Origin of the sequence: Paenibacillus sp. FSL M7-0656 (genome assembly GCF_038003225.1) — a bacterium.
Classification (GTDB): domain Bacteria; phylum Bacillota; class Bacilli; order Paenibacillales; family Paenibacillaceae; genus Paenibacillus; species Paenibacillus amylolyticus.
In genome coordinates, this window is sequence record NZ_JBBOOT010000001.1 from 2,372,450 (window position 1) to 2,393,267 (window position 20,818).

Annotated in this window: 23 protein-coding genes and 1 riboswitch; of the genes, 2 read left to right on the forward strand and 21 right to left on the reverse strand. The window is 45.5% G+C overall.

The genetic code is table 11. The features are described from left to right. Positions 1-108 precede the first annotated feature (108 nt). The 11 genes from MHI01_RS10275 to MHI01_RS10325 all read right to left on the reverse strand — a co-directional run bounded on the left by MHI01_RS10275 (position 109) and on the right by MHI01_RS10325 (position 6,850). Entirely contained in the window at positions 109-873 is a 765-nt protein-coding gene (locus MHI01_RS10275) for an SDR family NAD(P)-dependent oxidoreductase (RefSeq protein ID WP_340983050.1), read from the reverse strand. A 49-nt stretch (positions 874-922) separates the two neighbouring features. Next, positions 923-1,669 (reverse strand): class I SAM-dependent methyltransferase, encoded by a 747-nt coding sequence (locus MHI01_RS10280; RefSeq protein ID WP_036610302.1) that lies wholly within the window; start codon positions 1,667-1,669, stop codon positions 923-925. Between the two features lie 191 nt (positions 1,670-1,860). Continuing rightward, on the reverse strand, positions 1,861-2,244 hold the full coding sequence (locus MHI01_RS10285) for a VOC family protein (RefSeq protein WP_076327101.1): 384 nt from the start codon (positions 2,242-2,244) through the stop codon (positions 1,861-1,863). 175 nt (positions 2,245-2,419) lie between these two features. Continuing rightward, a complete protein-coding gene (locus tag MHI01_RS10290) occupies positions 2,420-2,893 on the reverse strand; it encodes a GNAT family N-acetyltransferase (RefSeq protein ID WP_340983051.1) in 474 nt (157 codons plus the stop codon). 4 nt (positions 2,894-2,897) lie between these two features. Continuing rightward, positions 2,898-3,506 carry a DJ-1/PfpI family protein gene (locus tag MHI01_RS10295; RefSeq protein WP_340983052.1) on the reverse strand — a complete coding sequence of 203 codons (609 nt, stop codon included), beginning with the start codon at positions 3,504-3,506 and terminating at the stop codon, positions 2,898-2,900. 60 nt (positions 3,507-3,566) lie between these two features. Beyond that, positions 3,567-3,648: riboswitch (ZMP/ZTP riboswitch) on the reverse strand. A 50-nt stretch (positions 3,649-3,698) separates the two neighbouring features. Beyond that, positions 3,699-4,214, reverse strand: a complete 516-nt coding sequence (locus MHI01_RS10300) for a GNAT family N-acetyltransferase (RefSeq protein ID WP_036669607.1) — start codon at positions 4,212-4,214, stop codon at positions 3,699-3,701. Positions 4,215-4,247: 33 nt separating this feature from the next. Then, positions 4,248-4,772 (reverse strand): YfiT family bacillithiol transferase, encoded by a 525-nt coding sequence (locus tag MHI01_RS10305; RefSeq protein ID WP_036610311.1) that lies wholly within the window; start codon positions 4,770-4,772, stop codon positions 4,248-4,250. A 47-nt stretch (positions 4,773-4,819) separates the two neighbouring features. Continuing rightward, positions 4,820-5,359 carry a GNAT family N-acetyltransferase gene (locus MHI01_RS10310; protein WP_339191368.1) on the reverse strand — a complete coding sequence of 180 codons (540 nt, stop codon included), beginning with the start codon at positions 5,357-5,359 and terminating at the stop codon, positions 4,820-4,822. 8 nt (positions 5,360-5,367) lie between these two features. Then, the gene (locus MHI01_RS10315; RefSeq protein ID WP_076318259.1) at positions 5,368-5,907 is read right to left on the reverse strand and encodes a hypothetical protein; all 540 of its coding nucleotides are present in this window, start codon (positions 5,905-5,907) and stop codon (positions 5,368-5,370) included. A 97-nt stretch (positions 5,908-6,004) separates the two neighbouring features. Then, complete coding sequence (locus tag MHI01_RS10320; protein ID WP_340983053.1) at positions 6,005-6,166, reverse strand: hypothetical protein; 162 nt, start codon at positions 6,164-6,166, stop codon at positions 6,005-6,007. Between the two features lie 6 nt (positions 6,167-6,172). Further along, on the reverse strand, positions 6,173-6,850 hold the full coding sequence (locus MHI01_RS10325) for a class I SAM-dependent methyltransferase (RefSeq protein ID WP_340983054.1): 678 nt from the start codon (positions 6,848-6,850) through the stop codon (positions 6,173-6,175). Positions 6,851-7,031: 181 nt separating this feature from the next. Here MHI01_RS10325 and MHI01_RS10330 point away from each other — a divergent pair, with 181 nt between their 5' ends. After that, entirely contained in the window at positions 7,032-7,805 is a 774-nt protein-coding gene (locus MHI01_RS10330) for a sporulation protein (RefSeq protein ID WP_017689745.1), read from the forward strand. 167 nt (positions 7,806-7,972) lie between these two features. Here MHI01_RS10330 and MHI01_RS10335 read toward each other — a convergent pair whose 3' ends face one another. From MHI01_RS10335 to MHI01_RS10370, 8 genes are all read right to left on the reverse strand, one after another. After that, positions 7,973-9,940, reverse strand: coding sequence for a BglG family transcription antiterminator (locus MHI01_RS10335; RefSeq protein ID WP_340983055.1), 1,968 nt, complete (start codon positions 9,938-9,940; stop codon positions 7,973-7,975). A gap of 52 nt (positions 9,941-9,992) precedes the next feature. Next, positions 9,993-12,671: a mannosylglycerate hydrolase gene (gene mngB, locus MHI01_RS10340; RefSeq protein WP_340983056.1), complete on the reverse strand. Its 2,679-nt coding sequence runs from the start codon at positions 12,669-12,671 to the stop codon at positions 9,993-9,995. A gap of 74 nt (positions 12,672-12,745) precedes the next feature. After that, entirely contained in the window at positions 12,746-13,864 is a 1,119-nt protein-coding gene (locus tag MHI01_RS10345; RefSeq protein ID WP_036610325.1) for a PTS fructose transporter subunit IIC, read from the reverse strand. Between the two features lie 29 nt (positions 13,865-13,893). After that, positions 13,894-14,211: a PTS fructose transporter subunit IIB gene (locus tag MHI01_RS10350; protein WP_017689749.1), complete on the reverse strand. Its 318-nt coding sequence runs from the start codon at positions 14,209-14,211 to the stop codon at positions 13,894-13,896. Beyond that, positions 14,211-14,666, reverse strand: coding sequence for a PTS sugar transporter subunit IIA (locus MHI01_RS10355; RefSeq protein ID WP_076209284.1), 456 nt, complete (start codon positions 14,664-14,666; stop codon positions 14,211-14,213). Before MHI01_RS10355 ends, MHI01_RS10350 begins: the two co-directional genes overlap by 1 nt. Before the next feature lie 221 nt (positions 14,667-14,887). Then, positions 14,888-16,180: a group II intron reverse transcriptase/maturase gene (gene ltrA, locus MHI01_RS10360; RefSeq protein WP_036669585.1), complete on the reverse strand. Its 1,293-nt coding sequence runs from the start codon at positions 16,178-16,180 to the stop codon at positions 14,888-14,890. A 649-nt stretch (positions 16,181-16,829) separates the two neighbouring features. Continuing rightward, positions 16,830-17,114, reverse strand: a complete 285-nt coding sequence (locus tag MHI01_RS10365; RefSeq protein WP_143781374.1) for a hypothetical protein — start codon at positions 17,112-17,114, stop codon at positions 16,830-16,832. Between the two features lie 27 nt (positions 17,115-17,141). After that, positions 17,142-17,711, reverse strand: a complete 570-nt coding sequence (locus MHI01_RS10370) for a DMP19 family protein (protein WP_047842190.1) — start codon at positions 17,709-17,711, stop codon at positions 17,142-17,144. Positions 17,712-18,139: 428 nt separating this feature from the next. Here MHI01_RS10370 and MHI01_RS10375 point away from each other — a divergent pair, with 428 nt between their 5' ends. Then, positions 18,140-19,297: a glycosyltransferase family 4 protein gene (locus tag MHI01_RS10375; protein WP_340983057.1), complete on the forward strand. Its 1,158-nt coding sequence runs from the start codon at positions 18,140-18,142 to the stop codon at positions 19,295-19,297. Positions 19,298-19,596: 299 nt separating this feature from the next. Here MHI01_RS10375 and MHI01_RS10380 read toward each other — a convergent pair whose 3' ends face one another. Both MHI01_RS10380 and MHI01_RS10385 read right to left on the reverse strand, forming a co-directional pair. After that, positions 19,597-20,268, reverse strand: coding sequence for a DUF3298 and DUF4163 domain-containing protein (locus tag MHI01_RS10380; RefSeq protein WP_127544625.1), 672 nt, complete (start codon positions 20,266-20,268; stop codon positions 19,597-19,599). After that, complete coding sequence (locus tag MHI01_RS10385; RefSeq protein ID WP_340903101.1) at positions 20,268-20,795, reverse strand: NUDIX domain-containing protein; 528 nt, start codon at positions 20,793-20,795, stop codon at positions 20,268-20,270. Before MHI01_RS10385 ends, MHI01_RS10380 begins: the two co-directional genes overlap by 1 nt. Positions 20,796-20,818 lie beyond the last annotated feature (23 nt).

Genomic DNA, 20,818 nt, shown 5'->3' on the forward strand with positions numbered 1-20,818 from the left:
TAACGTATCGTTCTTCCGATCGCTGATTCCAGTGTACAGGGAAGTTGGGCTTATATCAAAAGGTATCCATACTTCGTAAAGATAACAAGCCGAAATACGTATATCCTATTAGCTCTCAACAGTGTGTGTACCATGGCTTGCATCACTGTTTTCGTCCATCCGCTCGATCAACTGCATCGCTACGTCTCGTGGCGATCTTAATTGTCCTGCTTCATATACTTGATTGAACATACCTGCAAGAGCGAACTCCTCTGCACTTTTGCCTCGTGCAACAGCCTGCAATTCCGTATCGACCATCCCCGGATCAAAAGCAATAATCTCAACAGGGTTCTGTTGACCCGTTTGTTCCAAAGATACGCATTGGGTGAACATGTTCATCCCTGCCTTCGATGTACAGTACACTGCCATTGAAGGCGCGGGATAACTTCCCGAACCCGATGAGAGATTGACAATTTTACGTCTGGCGGACAGGTGATTTGTTTGTTGAATAAAAGAGGAACTCAATATCATTGGTGCTGCGAGGCTGATGTTAAGACTCTGACTTATCTCTGCCGCACTGCATTGATCGATAGGTTTTAGAGGCTCCAGCATCGCTGCATTATTAATGAGTCCAATGAATTCAGCTTCCTGAGAAGGTATTTGGTCCAATATGCGTGTAATCAAATCATCGATCCCATTCAGGTCGGCAAGATCATACTGAACATGGCGGTAACGCCCGCTCCATTCCTCGCTTGATTCCAACAGATCCGAACCCCCGCGTGAAATACCGTAAACGTAATCCCCCTTAGCCAATAATAACTCTGCAAGTTGTAAACCGATCCCTTTGGATGTGCCTGTAATAATAAAGTGTCTTTTTCCTGTTTCTGTTCCCATTCCGATACCACTCCTCCTCTATTTTCAATGCATGTTTATTTCACTATTCTTACGAGTTTTTCTTTCTCCACAACGTGGCCCAGAGAAAAGGTACACCAAAATACGGTTCATGTTGCTCCAGCGACTTCATTGCACGGAACTCCACACATTCAAAGCCATCTTCCAGCATGTAGCGAAGCTTCTCCTCCGTGAACGCAAGACCACCGCGCATCGACTTCTCTTGATACACCTGCCAATCATTCATAACGATCTCAGGCCCACCAATATCGCCAAAACCAGGAGCAAAACAAGTCATTCCAAAGTATCCTCCAGGCCGGAGTGCATTGTGGATCATCTCTATGTAGGGAATGCGCTGATGTGGCAACAGATGGTGCAGACAACCCGAGTCGTAGACAAGATCATATTCTTGCTCTGGGGATAATTCGAACACAGATCGACATTCAAAATGCACGTCCAGTTGCTCCTCTGCCGCCCTCTCTTTAGCCCAAGCAATAGCTGTCTCCGAAAGATCATAAGCATCTACCTGATATCCTTGGCGGGTTAAATACAACGCATTTCTGCCCGGGCCACACCCCAGTTCCAGTGCCTTGCCGCCGCTCAGCACACCTTCGTTCACATGCGCTACCAGATTCTCATCCGGTTTGTTTGGGAAAAAGGGGATTGGTCTGTTCCGATCCTCATAGAAAGGTTCCCAAAACTGCTTGGCAGATCTGAAATCCGCATCGAGCATATCATATAGATCCTGTACACTTTTAATCGTCTTTTCCACAACCACATTCCTCCTTAACTGCTCCATTCAAACCTTCATTTCAGACTATTCACTCCTCGTCATTTTCAATAAATCAGCCACACTCTATTATAACATTTTTACCCAGTAGTTCTCTATTTTTCTTGCGTTTTTCTACTCCAAAACATAAGCTTTTTCCCAACAAAAAAACGACCGACATGAATGTCGATCGTTTTTTTGTTGGGGTTTTGTGTTGTAACTTACTTCGCCCGTTCCAAAACTGCAAAGTAATTCCCTTCGTTATCAGCAAAGTTGAAGACACGCCCCGTTGGCATCTCGACAATCTCTCCCACCGTTACATGTTTACCAGCCAAGTCGGCATATAACTGATCCAGATTTTCGGTGAAGAACATTAACGAAGGTGTGCCCAGATTTACACCCGCCGACATCCGTTCAACGAACTCTTTGTCATGGAGTATAATGCTTGTCTGCGAGTCTGCGGTAGGCGCAATCTCAATCCATCTCATGCCCTCGTCAAGGTTTACTTCATCCACAATGTGGAATCCTGCAACTTCCGTCCAAAATGCCAGTGATTCATCCTGATTGTTGACATACAACATAATCTGGCCGACTTTGCTAAACATGCATCATTCACTCCTCTGATCATCTAATCTCTTAACATCCTGCTTATCATTCCTCAAATTCCAATAGAGTATAACATGCAGGACAGCTTTTTGATCATCTTTCTTTGCAAGTCCATGCAACTTAAACTGAAGTACACTTTTATGCTTCCACTACAATTAGTTTTTTGAAGTTTCCTTATAATGTTTTAACAAGTGAAAGTCTATGAAACCCCGAGGTATAATAGTTCATATCAACACCTTCTTTTTGAAAATTCATTCGTTCATAAAATAGGAGCGCTGCTTCATTTTCTTCATGATCAAGTGTGTAAAGCATGACATCACCACTGCCGAATTCAGCTATTTTTATACATATTTTTGTAATTAGTCCACGTGCTACTCCCTGTCGAAGGTGTGATTTGCATGTAACAACGCCAACGATTTCATATCGGTTAACAGTAGGATGAAAGATATAACCAGCATGACCTATGACAACATCTGCTTCGTCAACCATGACATAATAAGCACTGATACGTTCATCCGTCATTTTTAAAAATAAATCCCAGCGCGCAGGATACTGATCGCGTATAAACGAAGGGAATTGAAAATCATGATCCGTCATCATTTTCAGCACTGCTGGTTGATCAATCGCTTGAAAAAGGCGAATAGTCATCTTTTTATCCCCTACCCTTAGTGTGCATGTAGACATCTTTTAAGTTACCAGCTTCATAATATGGATACTCTAGTTTTTGTTGAACTTGAAGGACGATCTCCGTAGACGTTAACATTTCGACCAAGTATAGTCCCAGGTCAATGGAAGCCGTAACCCCCGCACCCGTTACCGTATTACCATCACGCACTACACGCGCTGAGATCACTTCTGCACAATAAGGATTCAATAAATCATAAGCAGATGAGTTGGTAGTAGCCCTTTTTCCATTCAGGAAACCTGCTGCCCCCAACAGTAAAGCCCCGGTACAAATAGATGTTTTATATGTGACATTTTCTGCCGTTCGGACCCATCGCATAAAATCCTCATCAAATCGAAGCGTTCTAGTTGATAATCCACCAGGAAAAAATACTAGGTCAAAATCCCCTAGATGAGGTAATACTGCATCGGATTTCATTTTCAGCCCACGGTCATCCGAAATTTCCTCCTTATCTGCGCAGAATGTCCATGATACGTTTTCCTTTGCTTTCAGAATCGCTAGCCAAGTCACAGCTTCATAAAATCCAGCTAAATCCATGCTTGTCATTCCATCAAATAAAACAAACGCCATTTTCATTGCCGCCACCAGTCCTTTCGTTCCCTGAATAATAAATAAAGTGTTTGATCAAAAGATCAAACACTTTGCCCAGGCGTACGGCATATAATATATGTGCTCCCTCGTGGTTCACTCCACGTTTACGCCAGTCACACATAACAGATATTTACAACTAATATACATGACATCTTTCATATTGTATATATTATGAAATTATTGCGTGGCTTTTAACTTCTTCGTAAGATAAAGTACAACATCGTCGTCCATAATCGTTTCTTCACCCGGCTGAATGTAATGATCATGTTTGTATACACCGTGACCGTCTGGTATGTACCCGCGATGGGCATATAGAACTTGCGCTTTGCCATAATCGGAAAACACACCTACACCAATGCCTGCTACATCCGTTCGTTCCAGAATAACTTCCTCTGCTCGGTCCATCAACCGTGAACCAATACCTTGGCGCTGGAACTTCATTAGTACATTAAAATCGTTAATTTCGGGAATGCCTTGTTCCCTGAAAGACGGGTAGCTGGAATTCCACAATACATTCACGTATCCGGCAAATTCTCCATTCAACTCGGCTACCAAGGTTACGCGTTCCCCATTCTGTTGTTCAGCCAAGTAATGAAGATACTGCTCAGGGGATCTCCCCCAACCCTGCTCCTGAAACGCCTTTGATATGATTACAGGATCGTTCTCATTTAATAGTCTGATATGTACACTCATTGATGAATCCTCCTTAAAAGATATTTCTAATAGCTATATTCCCAATCTATCCCGAAGCGATGTGATGTGAGCAACATGGTGTTTGCCATGCCAAGCATACATGCCCAGATTGTAATCCAGTCTTGTCGTTTCTTCCGATGAGGGATGATAAAACTGTTTGGCATAATCTGCATCTGTCAGCGCGTTTAACAGAAACACCCAACGACGATGGAGGGCATCCAGAATCTGAAGCGAGAATTCGACATCCAGGTCTCGTGAATCACTCAGTTCAGCCCAGCGCTCTTCATAATAAGGCCGAATCGTTGGTGTATCCTCTGTCAGTGCCAACTTGAAACGAATCATACTGTTCATATGGCTGTCTGCCATGTGGTGAATAACCTGTTTGAGCATCCATCCACCTTCTCGATACGGCAGACTTAATTGCTCTTCACTCAGTCCCTTTACCGCTTCTCGTGCGCGTTCAGGCAACTCAGCAATGTCCTGAATCCACTTCTCCCGCTGTGCCAAAGTAACTTCACCCGTGTGTACAAATGGTCCTATCGGAAATCTTTCATCCATCCATTATTCCTCCTTGTTTATATGATTCAAATAACTTTAAACAGGATCTACAGGGCATATTCCATAAGCCAACAGTCTCGCATCTGTCCTTCGTGCTGCTCATGTTTCTCCATCAGCTTAATCTTTTGGAAACCACATTTCTCGTAACAGGATATCGCCCTTAAGTTCCAGGATTGAGGGTCCATAACCACTTTACGGGCTTGTTTTTCATTAATCAGATAAGCAAGCATGGATTGCATCAACTGTGTACCAATGCCTTTATTCCAGTATTCTACCTCACCAATAAACTGATCCGTTCCATAGATGATCTCATCCGTGTCTCCATAACCATACTCCGTTCGCTCTTCTTCCTCAAGCTCATAGAACTGAATGTATCCAATCGGATGTCCTCCATACTCAACGATACAACGAGTAGCACCATCTTTCTGATTGTAAAAATGCTCTCTCACCTGTTCCAGATCATGCGGCCGATCACGCCCTTCATAGTATTGAAGAACTTCCGGGTCTGACAGCCACTTCACCAGATGTTGTTCATCTTCTGTGTCCAAGAAACGTACAGTGATTTCATTCGATTCATATACATTCATCATTCTGATTACTCCTTATTGATCTCCAGATTCTCACTCGTAACCCAACTCAGATCCTTCCCTAACAAATGCTCGTTGTGAACATAATACACCACGGGATTCTCAAGCGGCTGAGTCGTTCCATCCAAAGATCTGAGCGTTAACCGCAACTTGTAGCTCCCTATCTCATCAGGTATCGCAAATCCTATCAGATTATCAGCTGATTTCATGGTTTTCCCCTGCGCCTTCAGATACTTTTCCAGAATGACTTGATCAAGATAGGAGCTGCCAACAGACGGAGGCATGTACCACGCATCATCTTGTTCTTCAGTGAATGTGACCCCTTCCCATCCAGGGACAACGGGATACACCATATGCTGGTCCTTGTCTTCTCTTTTTCGCGTTATCTCTAACTCTACCTCAACTACATCCGTATCAATCTGCCTGATTGTGCCTGCCATCACAACATCCTGGGCACTCACACTTGGAATAACATAGCTGTATATGAGCAGAGTCACCAAGAGAATTATCGTTACTCCCGTAATCCAAAATATTGTACTTTTACGCATCTGTCTGATCCTCCCATCTAATTAATCATACTTCTGGAGTAGCTCCTTCTCTGTTAAAGATTGAGTTAACCTATCCAACTCAGGGGATGCCATCCAATCACTGGAGGTGTTCAATCCATGCTTGATGGTATGTATCGCTACAATAATAACTGCCATCTTCTGCTATCATTTTATATTTTTGTTTCCCGTTTGCCATCTGCTCGAAGCTGGTTTTGACACCCGTTTCACCATATTTTTGTTCTGAAAATTCTGTGTTCAATCTACTTCAGCTCCTTATGGCCTGCCAGATATACTTGCATTCTCTTACAGCAATTCTACCATCAACCTGGTTCTCCTTCAGCTTGACTTCCAGCTGTTCCCGGTACTCAGGCTGTGTATAATCCGGGTTTCCGGGGATATCGGAGAGAAAGATGGCAAACTCTTTTTCATCTGAAAAAATCATAAGTGCCTCGTTATATTCCTCAATCTTGATCTCCTTAAAAGCATTTCTTTCCAAACGCTCACGTACCTTTGTTATATCCGTATGAATACCAATCATAACTCCACCCTTTTGTAGCAATCTCCCATGCTCAATAATGGAAGTTGGACCTCTGCGATCATAGATCAGACCAAATTGCTTATCTTCAAATGGCATCTTTTCTTTTGTGCTTACACAGACAAATTTCACATTTGTTTTCGTGCTTGAATGAAGACTGTTCCGAGCTATCTTTATCATCTCTTCCGAATTATCAAACCCTATAATGTGATCGGTATATTGCGACATTTTCAACGTAAACTCCCCATGTCCACAGCCTGCATCGAGCACGGATGTATACTGAGGCAGAAGCTTAATCAACCGCTCTTCAAAAATATCTTCAGCAGAGTTACCTTCCAGCGTATACAAAGCCCTACCCTTGTATCCCCCATTACGTTGTGCAATCATATCGTACCATTCCATGCTCATAGAGTTCCCCCTGACAAAAATTCCCTTTATTTAAACATTCGACATAGGTAAGTCGATTCTCCTGTTTGGATATGCGATATATCTTTACTAAAATATGAAACGCTTCTCTTCCAGCTTCCGTATTAAGGTCGAAGCCGTATGTATCCCATAAAATAAACCATCTGATCTGGAGGTTGAGCGCATGTCATTTTTCAAGAAAATGTTAGCCAGTGTAGGTGTTGGAGCAGCCAAAGTAAATACGGAATTGCATACACCAGAGGTCACGCCTGGAGGAATCATCTCGGGGGTTGTGTACATTGAAGGTGGAGATGTGGAACAGAACGTAGATCGAATCTATCTTTCAATCAAAACCCATTACATACGGGAGCACGATGATCGTAAAGTAAAAGAAACAGCCGTCATAGCCAAATATCTGCTCACCGAAGGTTTCACCTTACAGCCTGGAGCCAAATTGGAGAAAGACTTTTCATTTGACCTCCCAGAAAATCTGCCAATTACACTGCATCGTGCAGAGGTATGGGTGGAGACGGGCCTCGATATTTCAAGTGCTGTAGACCCCTCAGACCGGGACAGACTGCATGTTGTTCCTAGCAAAGACATGAACACCGTGCTCGATGCAATTGATATCCTTGGTTTCAAGCTCCGTGAAGTAACCAATGACTATGCGCCGAAGCTGGGCGGTAATCTGCCATTTGTGCAGGAATTCGAATTTGTACCAACAAACAAGTTTCGTGGGCATCTGGATGAGTTGGAAGTGCTGTTCTATCCCATGGGCGATTCGCTGGAGCTGCTATTACAGATCGATCGCCGCGCTCGTGGGCTCAGTGGAATATTCTCGGAAGCGATGGGTACGGATGAGAGCTTTGTCCGCCTGCATCTGTATGAAAGACATCTGGCGCGAGGGGCGCATTCTGTCGCTCAAGGACTGGAAGAAGTCATATCCAAACATATTTAATCAATAGTTTGTGTAAACGAATAAAAACCGTCCTTTATCAGACAAATCTGATGAAGGACGGTTTTTCCCTTTCGAAAAGGGGATCAGAAAAATCTGGGGTTAACAGCGATCGGAAGGTTATTCTGTCATCGGAGTGTCAGTCGAATTATCCTTAGTGAACTTATATATTAATACGCTTCGGTACTTTTTAGACTCAACGTTTCACATACAAGTTGGGCAAAGGCATCGAAGCTGCCACAGGAGCGCAGGCTTTCCAACTTCTCCTCCTGCCGGATCAATTCTACAAACAGATCATAGATCCCCATCGCCTGTTCGTAATCCTCTTTGCAGATAGATAACATAAATACAGCATGTACTTCATTCTCCTCATCCCACGGAATCGGCTTCTCGAGCAGACATACCGATACGGTCGTACGAGTTGAACTCAGCTCCATGGGATGCGGAATCGCCATACCTCTTCCAAGCGCGGTTGAAGCCATCTTTTCCCGCTCCTGCACAGCTGGCCAGAATTGCTCCGTCACGATTCCCTTCTCCAACAGCGCTCCGCTCATCTCAGCCATAAGTGTCATTTTGTCAGGCTGATCGGACCGAAACATGAACAACGCTGGATCAAAGTAACGTAGTAGCGTCATTTCCTCCTGCTCATCACTAGTTCGCACCAGATGAGTGATCGTTGCCATGTCTCGTTCCGATGGAATCGCAGCAATGACAGCTGACGGCTTGCCTTTGGACTCCCGTAACCGGATCGTGGAAATGACCAAATCTTCGGGCACACTCCCCATCTCCTCGTACTCCCGTAGCGAAACTACACGTGAGACCTCCAGCTCTGCAAATAAAGAACGCAATCTGGATTCAAGAATACGAGCTGTGCCGTATCCTGACCCACAGACGAGTAATACGGATTTCCGTTTGCGATGAGGAATCTGGTATTTACGTTCCAATGCTGCACCAATATGAAGAGCCAGGTAACCAATCTCACTGTCATTGATTTCATGAGGTACGTATGTCTGTAGCTGTTTCACTGCACTTATCGTAATCTCATAGGCGAGTGGATAATATTTACGTATATGTCCCAGCAGTGGATTCCGCATATTCATGCCATGTTCCAGGCGAGTAATCATGGGTTTCAGATGGGCATACAGATCATTTGGCAAGCGTTCATCATCACGCAGATCATAGGTGTACCGATCATAGATATGACCCAGCATCTGCTGTACAGCAACATATAATGGGTCACTTCGTAGTCCATTCCAATCGGTAGCGGTCATTTTTTTGCTGACAATATGAAGCAATAGATAATCTCGCTCTCCGACTGGACAATGAATGGAATATAACGACTCCAAGTCCTGAATAATCTGCTGTGCAAGTTGCTGATCCTGAACATTGGCCTCCACTTTCTCGAATTGCTCCAGTTCATGTCCCTGCTTAATACGTAGTACCATAACAGCCAGATGCGTAATCAAATCTTTCAGTGCCACATCTGCAATACGAACATCCTGTTGGCCTACATGGTGAATAACGATCTCTCGGATGTGCGCAGGTTCGATTGGATACAGCAAACGTTCCTGTGCAGCAGTCATTCCCTCCGGTCCCAATTCTTCATCTCGCGCATCGGCGTACTCGGCAAGACAATAGCGGAACCTGTGCTCGTCTCCGACGACCTTCACACCATGTCCTGGCTTGATCTGAAGCTGAAGCTGGTAGTTCTCCAGAATTTGACGAATGATTTTCAGATCATTGTTCATTGTTGCACGGCTTATAAACAGCTGATCAGCGAGGTCTTCCATCTTGATATGACCCGGTTCACCAAGCAGCTTGAACAATTCATACCGGATACGCTCATCAGGCGATCCAGGTACTGGCGCACCTTTTTGCCGATCATCCTTCCGTTCCTCCAACAGCTCAGTATACCGCTTCGCATCATGCACACGAATGGAATAACCCCGCCCACGCTTGGATTCCAGGCTCCCACCATGCCCAGCAAGGATATGATCCAACTTTTTCAGATCATCCCGAATGGTACGCACCGTAACCTCTAGTCTGTCTGCAAGTGCTTGGCTCGTCCAAGCCTGTTCATGCCCTTCACCATGAATGAGGTGGAACAGCTTTTTCAACCGTTTAGTTGGAAAAATCATACCGATATCCGACCTCCCTTCTGATCAGGATTGTGTCAAACTAAAGCCCACCTTATATCGATACAAGTACCGTCATCAATTTACAATGTGCGAGTTCCGGCAAACGAACTACCTCTTCTCCATCGGTTAACCTCTGCTGAGGCTCCAGGGGTTGTTCACCAAGAGATACACGCTCTGCATGTACAGGTTGATTAAAGTGTATGTTCACGTTTGCAGACTGCGCCAAATATGGATTGAAGACACGTACAATGTAACCCTCACTCTGCTCTGCTTTCTTGAAACTGCTTAACACCACGTTGGAATCGTCGCTGAACGACATGAGGCTGTAGTCTGTATCAAGAACACGTTCCTCATCGCGGAAAGCAAAGATCAGACGTCCGTTCAAAAAGTCGCATTGCTGATAACTGCTGATCGGTGTCAAATATTCACGCGCAGCACGGGCCACATTCGCTTCGTCGAATCCAGAAGTCTGGATATGCAGGCCAAAGGTAAAGGAGAGCTCGCCGAGCAATTGCGCGTCAGGTGTTGTCACAATTTTCTCACCGGAGGCCCGTCCGGGACGATACAAGAGATTTTCCTTACCCATGAAACCGAATGTGCGGAACAAGGTCAGGGCAATGGTATCCATTTGCTCGCCAACAATCTCGTACTCACGTACACCTTCCGTCATCACAGCCATACCATGCGAACCATTGTTCAATCCGGCATAACTCTGCATCGCTTCAATAGTGATCGGTTTCTCCTGCCACTGTTCGCGCTCCCATACTTCCACTTCTGGCAATGAGGTTGGACGAGCAATGACTCCAAACGGTTGATCTGCAATGGATAGGGCGGAAGCAATTCCTGTATCAAAAAGGACACGCAGACGGTGGCTGAACACCTCATTCTGCACCTGAACCTGGAAACGGATCAGATTCTCTCCTTTGCGAAGAGATATCTCCACTTGCATTGGCAATGCTCCCGACGTGATGCCTGCGGCGCGCTCTTCCAGATCGTAGGGGACATCCAGCGTGAAACGCAGGGATAGTGTCTGAGATACAGACGTTTGGGTGGTCGTTGCACTCATCTGGCTACCTGCCGAAGAAACAATCAGATCCCGCTCGGGAGGAGAATAATTGTAGGAATCTCCGTCATCCCCGTTATCTTCGAAGACCATTTGATCCGCATACACTTGGCCAGATCGCTTATCTGTAATTTGCAAGGTGCCGTTTGCTTGCAGCGCAATGCTGAAATGTTCATTTTCAATCGTGTCTCCGTTACGCCGCTCAATAACAGGTGTAGCGCCCTGACTGAAATCAAAAACAATCTGGGTGTAGCCCATAGCCGGAACTTCTTGCAATTCCACCAGCAGCTTCGCGCGATATACGCGTTCTGGCAGATGCACTTTGCGACTTGGATTCAGGTCAATGTGTTGTCCAAGCACATAATCGGTCTGATCTGCTTTTTCTACAATGGTGTAATCCAGCTCGCATCCCTTCGTATCCCGAATGACAAAGGATTCTTCCGGAATATAAGCTTCAATCTCAGTAACCCCGCCTCGCACATACGGTAGCGTGTTGAACAGGGTGAACGCAAATGTCTCCTCCTGCTGTATCGTTGAAGCAATCATCCGCATATGCAGGTCGAGCAGATTGAGTGCGATATCATAGGCCTGTTTGTAACGAAACGCAACGTCCTGATTGGTTGTATCACTGTTACAACCACCGATGCTGTCATGTGCCGCATTCTCAAACAACAGCTTCCAGATATCCTCCACAATACGATGCGGGTAGTCATGTCCGAGAGAATGGCTAATCGCAAGTACAGGTTCTAGCGTGTTAGCAATCAGATTCTCAATTCGGTTATTCTGTTGCTTGAGATCCGCACGGGTGGAAAAAATGGACTTGTGAATCCGCATGTGCTTGGCTTCCATTAATTCACCCCGAAGTACAGGCAGATCCTGACTATCCGCTTCGATCTCCGCCAGAAAACGTTCCGGTTCATTCATCACATATTCGCGTTCTGTATCCAGTGCATTGAACCGTTTAATCAACTCCGGCAGATTCAATCGCACAGGCGCCTGATCAAACCCATTGGGGAAATAGATATGTTTGGTGGAGGCTTTGCGTTCCAGCGCACCAATCTGTTTCTCCAGATAAGGGATCAGATCTTCTTCATTTTCCGGAATGTTACCACCGTAGTAATACCCGAATGGCATCTGTACAGCAAATACACGACTGCCATCCGACCCTTCCCACGTAAACTCGGTATGTGGATTCGTATTATCCGAGACACCACGCCAGAACAGGAAACGTTCAATGCCAAACTCCCGATAGATCTGCGGCATCTGTGCCGATTGTCCAAATGCATCCGGAACATAACCAACCTTCATCGCATGTCCGTACTTTTGTGCTGTTTTCATACCATAATACAGGTTTCGGACCATGGATTCACTGGAAATCACCAATTGATCCGTCTGTGTATACCAGGGTCCAGTCATCAGTCGTTTGGCTGTAACCAGTTGGCGGATCCGTTCCTCATCTTCGGGACACCAGCGGATGTAATCATCCAGCAGCGAGCCTTGTGCATCCAGCAGGTAATAATGGAATCCATCGATATTCTCTAGTGCACCCAATACTTCCTTCACGTGTTTGACAAGATACACTTTGGAACGGGAGGTCGTAAAATACCATTCCCGGTCCCAGTGTGTATGTGGAATCACATGTACTTTGGTACGATTTCTTTCACTCATATCTCTATATCCCTCCAGATGCTTTTTAAAGGTTGTTCAAGATACTGAAAACCGATCTTTTTGAACATGTACTTTTAGTCAAAAACGAGTTCTATTTCTTCCCCGTTTTTCTTCACTGAAGCTTCCTGAGTCTTGGCAGGCTGTTTCTCTTCTTCATCGCGGAAGTTCACCAACATGGTGCCACCCGCCACGATCAGTGCGCCGACAATGCCTCCGGCAAGGTACGCGATTGGGGTACCTACTGACACAGCTCCATATAAGCCGCCAATTGGTGGCATGATGATATGTGCTCCCAGCAGTGCAGTCAAGGCAGCGCCCGTTGCACAGGCAAACATGTTGACCAGAATCATTTTGGCAGGGTTACGCAGTGTGAACGGAATTGCACCTTCCGTGATACCGATCACACCCATAATCACTGCACCTTTTCCCGCTTCCTGATAGGTTTTGGAAAAACGTTTCTTCATCAGCAATGTTGCCAAACCATAACCAAGCGGCGGAATGCAGATGGCAATATTAATGAAAATATTCGGCAGATAGACACCGGACAGGAACAGGGCATTTCCTGCCATCCATGCCGCTTTGTTGACGGGTCCGCCGAGATCGAATCCAATCATTGCCCCCAGAATAATGGCAAGCACAACCGTATTGGTTCCGCTCTGGCTCATGTTTTGAACCCAAGCAATGAGATACTCATTCAGCGCGCCCAGCGGGCCACCCAAAATGACTGCCATCAGAAATCCGGTTAAACCTACGGTAATCAGCGGTAAAATGATTAACGGTACCGAGCCAGCGGCCGGACCTGTAATCTTAACTTTGTTTTTGACCCACAAGGTGATGTATCCGGCAAAAAAACCGGAGATTAATGCGCCCAAGAAACCAGCGTTGGTCTGCTGTGCCAGCACCCCGCCGATCAGACCTGCGGCCAGCGCAGGTTTGTCAGCAATGGAGTAGGCAATGTAACCGGACAGGACAATCGTCAATAGTCCGATGCCGCTCCATCCTACATTTTGCACGAGATATAAAATATGCAAGAATCCGCTTCCATCTTTGTACGGATCAAGATCAGTAATACCCATTGATAGTGCGATAATTTTACAGATGGCAACGACCAGGGAACCCGCGATAATGACGGGCAGCAGATAGGAGATACCTGTCATTAGATGTGTTTTTGCTTCACCAAACCATTTTCTCATCGTACTCTCTCCTCATGTGGAAGGTGGGGTTAAGCTTGTGCGTTCACAGCCTCAACAGCTTTGGTTAATACCGCTTCTGCCTGACTTACGGCATGACCGATTTTGACACGTACGACTTTTTTATCGCCAAACCGATCCATGTCCTTCACCGTTTGATCCGCTGCAATCAGTACAAAATTTGCTGCAGCAATATCTTCTTCCGTCAGCTTATTGACTTGTCCCATAGCTCCCTGTTGTTCCACTTTGATCTCATAACCCAGTTGCTGAGCTGCTTTCTCCAATGCTTTGGCGGCCATCGGGGTATGGGCTAGACCTGCGATACATGACGTTACACCTACGATTTTCATTATGACACCAGTCCTTCCGTATATTGATGAAGCAACGTATATACATCTTCCGGTTGCACCGCTTCTGCGATGGCCTCTTTGAATGAATCTTCCAGCAATAAGGTGGCAAGTGAAGAGATAATTTGCAGATGGGATACGTCTACATGACCTTTAGGCACAAGGATGGCAAAAATATATTTTACCGGCTTGCCGTCATGAGATTCCCAATCAATGGGCTCCCGCAATCGAATGACCATCACTGCCGGACGTGTTACAACTTCACTCTGGGTATGGGGAATCGCAAAGTGATCCTGAAGTCCGGTGGAGTAGACACGTTCGCGTTCCCACAGATCAGCCGCAAGTTGTGCACGGTTTGTAGTGATGCTGTAACGCTCTGCCTCCGCAGATATAAAATCAAATACATCCTCTTTACTATGCAATGTCTGATCGAGATAAATCTGATTGGTTGTAATCATGATCTCTGTCTCTCCTCCTCTCTCTATCCAAAACGATAAGCGCTTACAAGATCATTGTAACGGATTCTTCCTTGACCTTGGATCTAGAAAATTTCCCCTTCGAAGCGGAAAAACATTACTAGAGTAAAAGGCTGGGCAAAACCCAGCCTCTCCTCATCAAACCGTACGTGAGGTTTTCCCTCATACGGCTTTCCGATGTTTGTCATTCATGGGCATGCAGATTACAATAGCGTTTTTAATTCATATTGACTGGCGATGTACTTAACCTCAGCTATTGAACCCATCCATTTTCTGCGTTGTCTCTTCTTCGCGTACCACCGTGTTAACCGTTGCAACATATACCAATCCAGCTTAGCTAGTCTCTTTTGGCTGTAACTCGTGTAGTAATAGTTTCTCCACCCTTGAATTTTCGGATTGAGCCATTTCACATGTTCCGCAAACGATCTAGATCGCATACTCGGTGGGGATAATCGCTCTTTAATGACTCCACGAATTCGTTCTTCCGCCTTTTTGGTTAGCCATTGCTGTGTGGTGTAATATACCTTCCCTTGCGACGTTTCTGCTTTCGTTTTTCGGTGGTGCATTCCTAAGAAGTCGAATCCCTCGTTTCCTGTCCATAGACCTACAATGCGAGTTTTGGTCGGGTGCAGGGTTAGCTCCAGACGTTCCATAATTTTGCCTATGTGTTCATACGCATGCTCGGCGTCCTTTTTGGTTTTACAGATGACTACAAAGTCGTCTGCATACCTTGTCAGTTCTCCCAGACCTCTTCCATGTTTCTCCCATAGTCGGTCAAAATAGTTCAGATAGATATTCGCCAGAAGCGGTGAGATCACACCACCTTGCGGCGTTCCTAAATCGGAGCGCCTTACGTTTCCTTCTTCCATCACTCCCGCCTGAAGCCACTTCCGTATTAATTTCAGTATCCGCCTGTCGTTGATGCGCATCTGCACCAATTTCATAAGCTTCTCTTGATTAATGTTATCGAAGTAACCTTGGATATCGACGTCGACTACCCAATTCCCTTTGCGGTTGCAGGCTTTCCGAATTCGTTCCAGCGCTCCTTTCGCACTTCGTTTTGGGCGAAATCCGAAGGATACGTCCTCAAAATCCACTTCAAAGATGGGTTCAATTACCAGTTTCGTTGCCATCTGTATGACTCGGTCGCGCACGGTGGGTATGCCCAGCGGCCTTTGCTTCCCATCTTTCTTGGGGATATAGTGCCGCCGTACAGGCTGCGGATGGTAGTTGCCTTCTTTCAACGCTCGTTCGCAGTCCTTAAGGAAGTTCATTTCTCCTTGTTCCTCCACATCTGCCAGCGTCATGGCATCTACTCCTGCTGCTCCCTTGTTCGCTTTCACTCGTCTCCAGGCTTCGCACAAAACATCTCCCCGGTAGACTTTGTCGTACAAGGCATGGAATTTACGCTTGCTGTTCTCCTTGGCCACATGACCTAGCTTTTCTTGGAGTTGTTGAACTTTTTCCTTTGGTGTTGTTAGCCGATTGGCATTCACTCACTCGTACCTCCTCCAAAAGCATAAACAAAGCAGGGCTCCTTCCCTCCCCAAGGTTATGTTGTCCTTGGGTTCTTCGGTACTATGAGCCCCTCGGACTCCCTTCCCACAGACGTTTCACTTCGTCTTTTGGACTTATAGAGCATCTCTTTACGAATTCCTAAAAAAAAAAAATCCGTGTGGGGGAGGGTCTCCCCAGTTCACTGCATGATCTTTCAAGCCATGCCGCTCCCTTTACGCCGGAAGGTTCTTCACTGTTGTTCCAAGTTCTGCACAGCTTCCTTGGCCTTCATCTATATGACCGAGACTCGGCACCTTCTTTTCCCCCTTGCAGGGCCTTTTTGACGACGCGGCAGGATTCACTTCATGTTACGGCCTGGCTTGTTGCTCGCCCTGTTTCTGACAGGTCCTTTTGTCGATGCGCTTTTGCACACAGATTTCGCCATATGCAAGCATCCTAGCTACCAAGGTGGCTTGGCCCCTCCTTGGGTTGGACTTTCACCAACAAGATCATGCGTGCCTCTGGGCACGCGCCATAGTAAAAACCCTGAGTCTAATAGACTCAGGGCAGTTGTAAATGAGTTTCAATTGATATGCTGCAAAGGCAGCGTAAGTAAGTACAGAACTTGGACTCTAAGCGGATAAAACATCAAGAACGCTGTGTCCAACGTTGCATTCCTGATCGAAGACCGTAATATGCGGCGGCTAGCAAAATAAATCCGACAACAGCCATAATCATGGATGTTGTATCCCATTGAACACGGCTTCCAAAAGCAATCTTGGATTGCAATGGGGTAACAGAAGAAGCGGTGTTTGTAAGATCAGGTACATAATTCATGGTCATGATCATGCCTTGAACGACATTCCAAGCTACAAAACCGATGATGAATAACAAGGTAACCAAAAAGGATTCCAGCGCTAATCGTTTGTTCATGATTGTCATTTTGCCTCCTCTTCCCACTCAATTAGACAAAACGTGTTGCATCTCCTGTTTCAAACGTTCTTTATTTTCGTCCACATATTGATACAGCAGGTCAAAGCTTTCTTCGTTATCCGATTGCATGCTCAAATTCGCGGCTTCCAGTTCAATCTGCTGTAATACCTCATGAATCTGTTCCCCGTGTGTTTGCAGGCTTGTCGTGATGTCATCTTCGGACAGGCCATTCACATTATCTCGTAATTGCCCGTGCGTTACACCGCTTTCGGACAACATCTGCTCTATCTTCTTCAGGATCACGGCATCTGCATCATTGCCGATCCGCTCCATAGCTGTTATCGTCTCACCCAGATACTGTCCGCTGGAATTCTCAAGGAAACCGGTCATCCCGTTCATGGACAGCTCGGTATCCAGATCAATGATTAGAATGATATCTCGCAATACTTGCGGAAGTTCCGGCCCACTTTCTCGAATCGTCGAAAATTCAGCCCGATAAAGGTCCATGGCAACACTCCCCACCACTTCTTCACCTGACATCTCTTCAAGCTGATCAAGTGGTAACAACTCCTGCAATTCTTCTTGTAACTTGTTCATCTTTCTCTGCCTCCTGTATCTCTCTGTCTAAATAGTTTGAACGTGTTTTTTACACTGGACCACTACGCAGTCAGAATAAACTTCCGATCGCTGTTATCCCCAGATTTTTTCAATCCCTTTATTAAAGGGTAAAATCCGGTGATAAAGGCGAAGTGTAAGCTTCCGAAGCAGCTTTCTTGCAGAAAGCTTTTAGCTCCGCTTCTTCAGTTTTTTTCTGCCCTCTCCGTTTCGTGTAAATTTCAAGTTCAACTACGCCGACACGTTATTACATCATATCAGAATACGCTATACAAGTTGAACTTATGGAAGTTTACATGTTCGTGCCGAAGTCATTTTACAGGGAATATCGTCAAGTTAACATGCACTTGACCTCTGGAAAATGTTCCGCTGTTATGATCTTGGCATCACGAGTCTTGGGAGGGGTAATGATGCGCCTGGCCTTGTTCACAGACACCTATCTTCCGGAAACCAATGGTGTTGCTGGCACGCTCCACCGCTTGAGTAACCATCTGAACCGCAGAAGAATTGAACATCTGCTGTTTACTCCGAACTCCGTCATTGAAGGAAGCCATGAGACTCAAGTCCGATCGGTTGCCAACATCCCTTTTTTTCTGTATCCCGAATGCCGCATTGCTCTACCCAACAGAGCAGACACGCACAAGCAGCTACAAACCTTTCAACCCGATCTGCTGCATATCGCCACACCTTTTAATATGGGGTTGCTTGGTCTGAGGTATGCCCTCAAACACCATCTTCCCCATGTTGTCTCCTACCATACCCACTTCGATCGTTATCTCGAATACTACCGGTTGAAAAGTATGATTCCTCTCTACTGGAAGTATATCCAGTGGTTCCACCGTGCCTGTGATGCAACCCTAACTCCATCGCAGGAAACGTTAAACACCCTGCAAACCCAAGGCATTCAGCGTCTGAAACTTTGGTCTCGCGGGATTGATTGCAACCTGTACTCCCCTGATAAACGCAGCTCGGATATCCGTGAACGATACCACATCACCGCTCCCCTTATTCTACTCTACGTTGGACGCATTGCCCCGGAAAAAGATATCGCTACACTCACGACTACCATGCAGCAGTTGCCCCAGGAAATGCAGTCCCGTGTACACTGGATCATCATTGGCGACGGCCCATCTCTCCCGAAAATGCGTCTGCAATCCCCACCCAATGTCACCTTTACAGGTTATATGCATGGCGAAGAACTTGCTGTTATGTATGCTTCGGCAGATCTGTTTGTGTTTCCTTCCTCTACGGAGACATTTGGCAATGTGGTACTGGAAGCGATGGCTTCAGGACTCCCTGTGGTGGCGGCCAATGCTGGAGGTGTAAAGGATCTGGTATCCCACCACCGCAATGGTGTATTATTCGAGCCAGGTCAGGCTGATGCACTGATTCGGGAGATATGTCTCTGGGGAAATCACGTGAACCAATTGAGGATAATGGGACTGGAAGGCAGAAAGCTGGCTGAACAGCGGTCGTGGGAGCATATTTTTGATACACTAATCGGGGATTATGAGGAGGCTATAGAACATCGGAACAGACAAACGAAAGATCGAATTATTACAGCATAGTTTGACAAAATGAGTTTCTTCCAACAACCCATAACAATCGCCTCTGCCCTATGCTAAATTAAACCGGTTCGCTCGTTCAGGCTGGCATAGCAGGTGCACGTTGCTACGGTCAGCCTGAAACATGTTTCCATACGTTTCATAACAAAACCTCCTTCTTGGAATGGGTTAAGCTATTTACACGGTATGTAGAAACATAGAAGCCGAAGTTATTGAAATTATTTAGAGTATTTTGAATGATTGTATATATAGAAAAAGACATGACCTCATTGAACTGGATCATGCCTTTTATTGCAAACAATCTATTGGTTGAATTTACTGAACGGGACTTTGATATCTACAAACCCTTTAGCGTAGGGTGCAACCTCATAAGGGTGGAATCGGATGACGATACCTTTGTCATATAAAAAGAATTCAGATGTTTGATCAAGCTGAAAATCATAAATATTTTCTTCAAAAATAGAAACTCCTGCATTATACATGGCTAATAGACTGTTGGAGATTGATTTCTCTACCTTCTCCATCTGAGTATCGTCTTTGACATACTCGCTTAGCTTCAGTTCTTTCCCCGTTCTTAAATCATAGTTATATGATTTTGTCGCATCCATTCCATGTGCTCCGCCAGTGTACACATGATCTTCATATACCACAGATAACTTTTCTTTTGCATTGTATTTTACACTGGCCATGGTGATGTAGAAATATTTTTTGTTTGATTTCTTTTCTTCTTTGTCCAGGCGAGCTGCTTTCACTGCGTGGAGTTTAAATGTCTTGTTCAGTTTATCCGTCACAGATTTATTTCCACCTGTTAGATGTATGTATGGCTGTCCTTTATAATATTGGACCTTCGTTTTCACTGTAATCGTGCTGCCTGCCTCTACATGACTACTCGGAAGAATTATAGCAATCAGTACAGTGATCAACAGGTAATTTATCCATCTCAATTTTTTTCTTTCCATTCTATATTTCAACATTATCGATTAACCCCCTTTGGCTCAAATGATATCGTTTCCTGCATTCTGTTCCATATTACCTGTGGAGTACCCTTTAGGTCTGTTCCGCTCTGAACGTTTCCAACCCAGATGTCCTCTGCTCCTGGGTGTTGTAAATAGTGCCTAAGCGTTGCTTTGATCAGAATAGACGAATGTAAGTCCAACACCTCATCCAGTGGTATCCAGAATAACTCGCCTTCATCCGAGGGCACAAAATGTCGATGCGTGGTCTCTCCGAAATATACAAACTGCTGCCAAATCTCCCCACCGTTAACTTCCAACAGAATATATCGAAGCCGAAATTGTTCGACATCCTCTTGCGTGAACCCGGTCTCTTCTTCAATCTCCCGATAGCTGGCGCTCATGGGTACGTTCAGTTCCCCTTTTTCCAGATGTCCGCCAATGCCACCCCAGAATTCAAAATCAAACAATCTGCTACCCGCCTTCTTCATCATCAGCATGTCTGAACCATTGCTCAAAAACGCTGTAGCCATCTGTCTAATCTCCATATGTTCCTCCCTTTCCAGACTGT

What these genes read in the sequence shown, in the direction of transcription:
- MHI01_RS10275 (WP_340983050.1), bottom strand. Translation starts at nt 873, where the DNA reads ATGGGAACAGAAACAGGAAAAAGACACTTTATTATTACAGGCACATCC.
- MHI01_RS10280 (WP_036610302.1), bottom strand. Translation starts at nt 1,669, where the DNA reads ATGGAGCAGTTAAGGAGGAATGTGGTTGTGGAAAAGACGATTAAAAGT.
- MHI01_RS10285 (WP_076327101.1), bottom strand. Translation starts at nt 2,244, where the DNA reads ATGTTTAGCAAAGTCGGCCAGATTATGTTGTATGTCAACAATCAGGAT.
- MHI01_RS10290 (WP_340983051.1), bottom strand. Translation starts at nt 2,893, where the DNA reads ATGACTATTCGCCTTTTTCAAGCGATTGATCAACCAGCAGTGCTGAAA.
- MHI01_RS10295 (WP_340983052.1), bottom strand. Translation starts at nt 3,506, where the DNA reads ATGAAAATGGCGTTTGTTTTATTTGATGGAATGACAAGCATGGATTTA.
- MHI01_RS10300 (WP_036669607.1), bottom strand. Translation starts at nt 4,214, where the DNA reads ATGAGTGTACATATCAGACTATTAAATGAGAACGATCCTGTAATCATA.
- MHI01_RS10305 (WP_036610311.1), bottom strand. Translation starts at nt 4,772, where the DNA reads ATGGATGAAAGATTTCCGATAGGACCATTTGTACACACGGGTGAAGTT.
- MHI01_RS10310 (WP_339191368.1), bottom strand. Translation starts at nt 5,359, where the DNA reads ATGAATGTATATGAATCGAATGAAATCACTGTACGTTTCTTGGACACA.
- MHI01_RS10315 (WP_076318259.1), bottom strand. Translation starts at nt 5,907, where the DNA reads ATGCGTAAAAGTACAATATTTTGGATTACGGGAGTAACGATAATTCTC.
- MHI01_RS10325 (WP_340983054.1), bottom strand. Translation starts at nt 6,850, where the DNA reads ATGAGCATGGAATGGTACGATATGATTGCACAACGTAATGGGGGATAC.
- MHI01_RS10330 (WP_017689745.1), top strand. Translation starts at nt 7,032, where the DNA reads ATGTCATTTTTCAAGAAAATGTTAGCCAGTGTAGGTGTTGGAGCAGCC.
- MHI01_RS10335 (WP_340983055.1), bottom strand. Translation starts at nt 9,940, where the DNA reads ATGATTTTTCCAACTAAACGGTTGAAAAAGCTGTTCCACCTCATTCAT.
- mngB (WP_340983056.1), bottom strand. Translation starts at nt 12,671, where the DNA reads ATGAGTGAAAGAAATCGTACCAAAGTACATGTGATTCCACATACACAC.
- MHI01_RS10345 (WP_036610325.1), bottom strand. Translation starts at nt 13,864, where the DNA reads ATGAGAAAATGGTTTGGTGAAGCAAAAACACATCTAATGACAGGTATC.
- MHI01_RS10350 (WP_017689749.1), bottom strand. Translation starts at nt 14,211, where the DNA reads ATGAAAATCGTAGGTGTAACGTCATGTATCGCAGGTCTAGCCCATACC.
- MHI01_RS10355 (WP_076209284.1), bottom strand. Translation starts at nt 14,666, where the DNA reads ATGATTACAACCAATCAGATTTATCTCGATCAGACATTGCATAGTAAA.
- MHI01_RS10365 (WP_143781374.1), bottom strand. Translation starts at nt 17,114, where the DNA reads ATGAACAAACGATTAGCGCTGGAATCCTTTTTGGTTACCTTGTTATTC.
- MHI01_RS10370 (WP_047842190.1), bottom strand. Translation starts at nt 17,711, where the DNA reads ATGAACAAGTTACAAGAAGAATTGCAGGAGTTGTTACCACTTGATCAG.
- MHI01_RS10375 (WP_340983057.1), top strand. Translation starts at nt 18,140, where the DNA reads ATGCGCCTGGCCTTGTTCACAGACACCTATCTTCCGGAAACCAATGGT.
- MHI01_RS10380 (WP_127544625.1), bottom strand. Translation starts at nt 20,268, where the DNA reads ATGTTGAAATATAGAATGGAAAGAAAAAAATTGAGATGGATAAATTAC.
- MHI01_RS10385 (WP_340903101.1), bottom strand. Translation starts at nt 20,795, where the DNA reads ATGGAGATTAGACAGATGGCTACAGCGTTTTTGAGCAATGGTTCAGAC.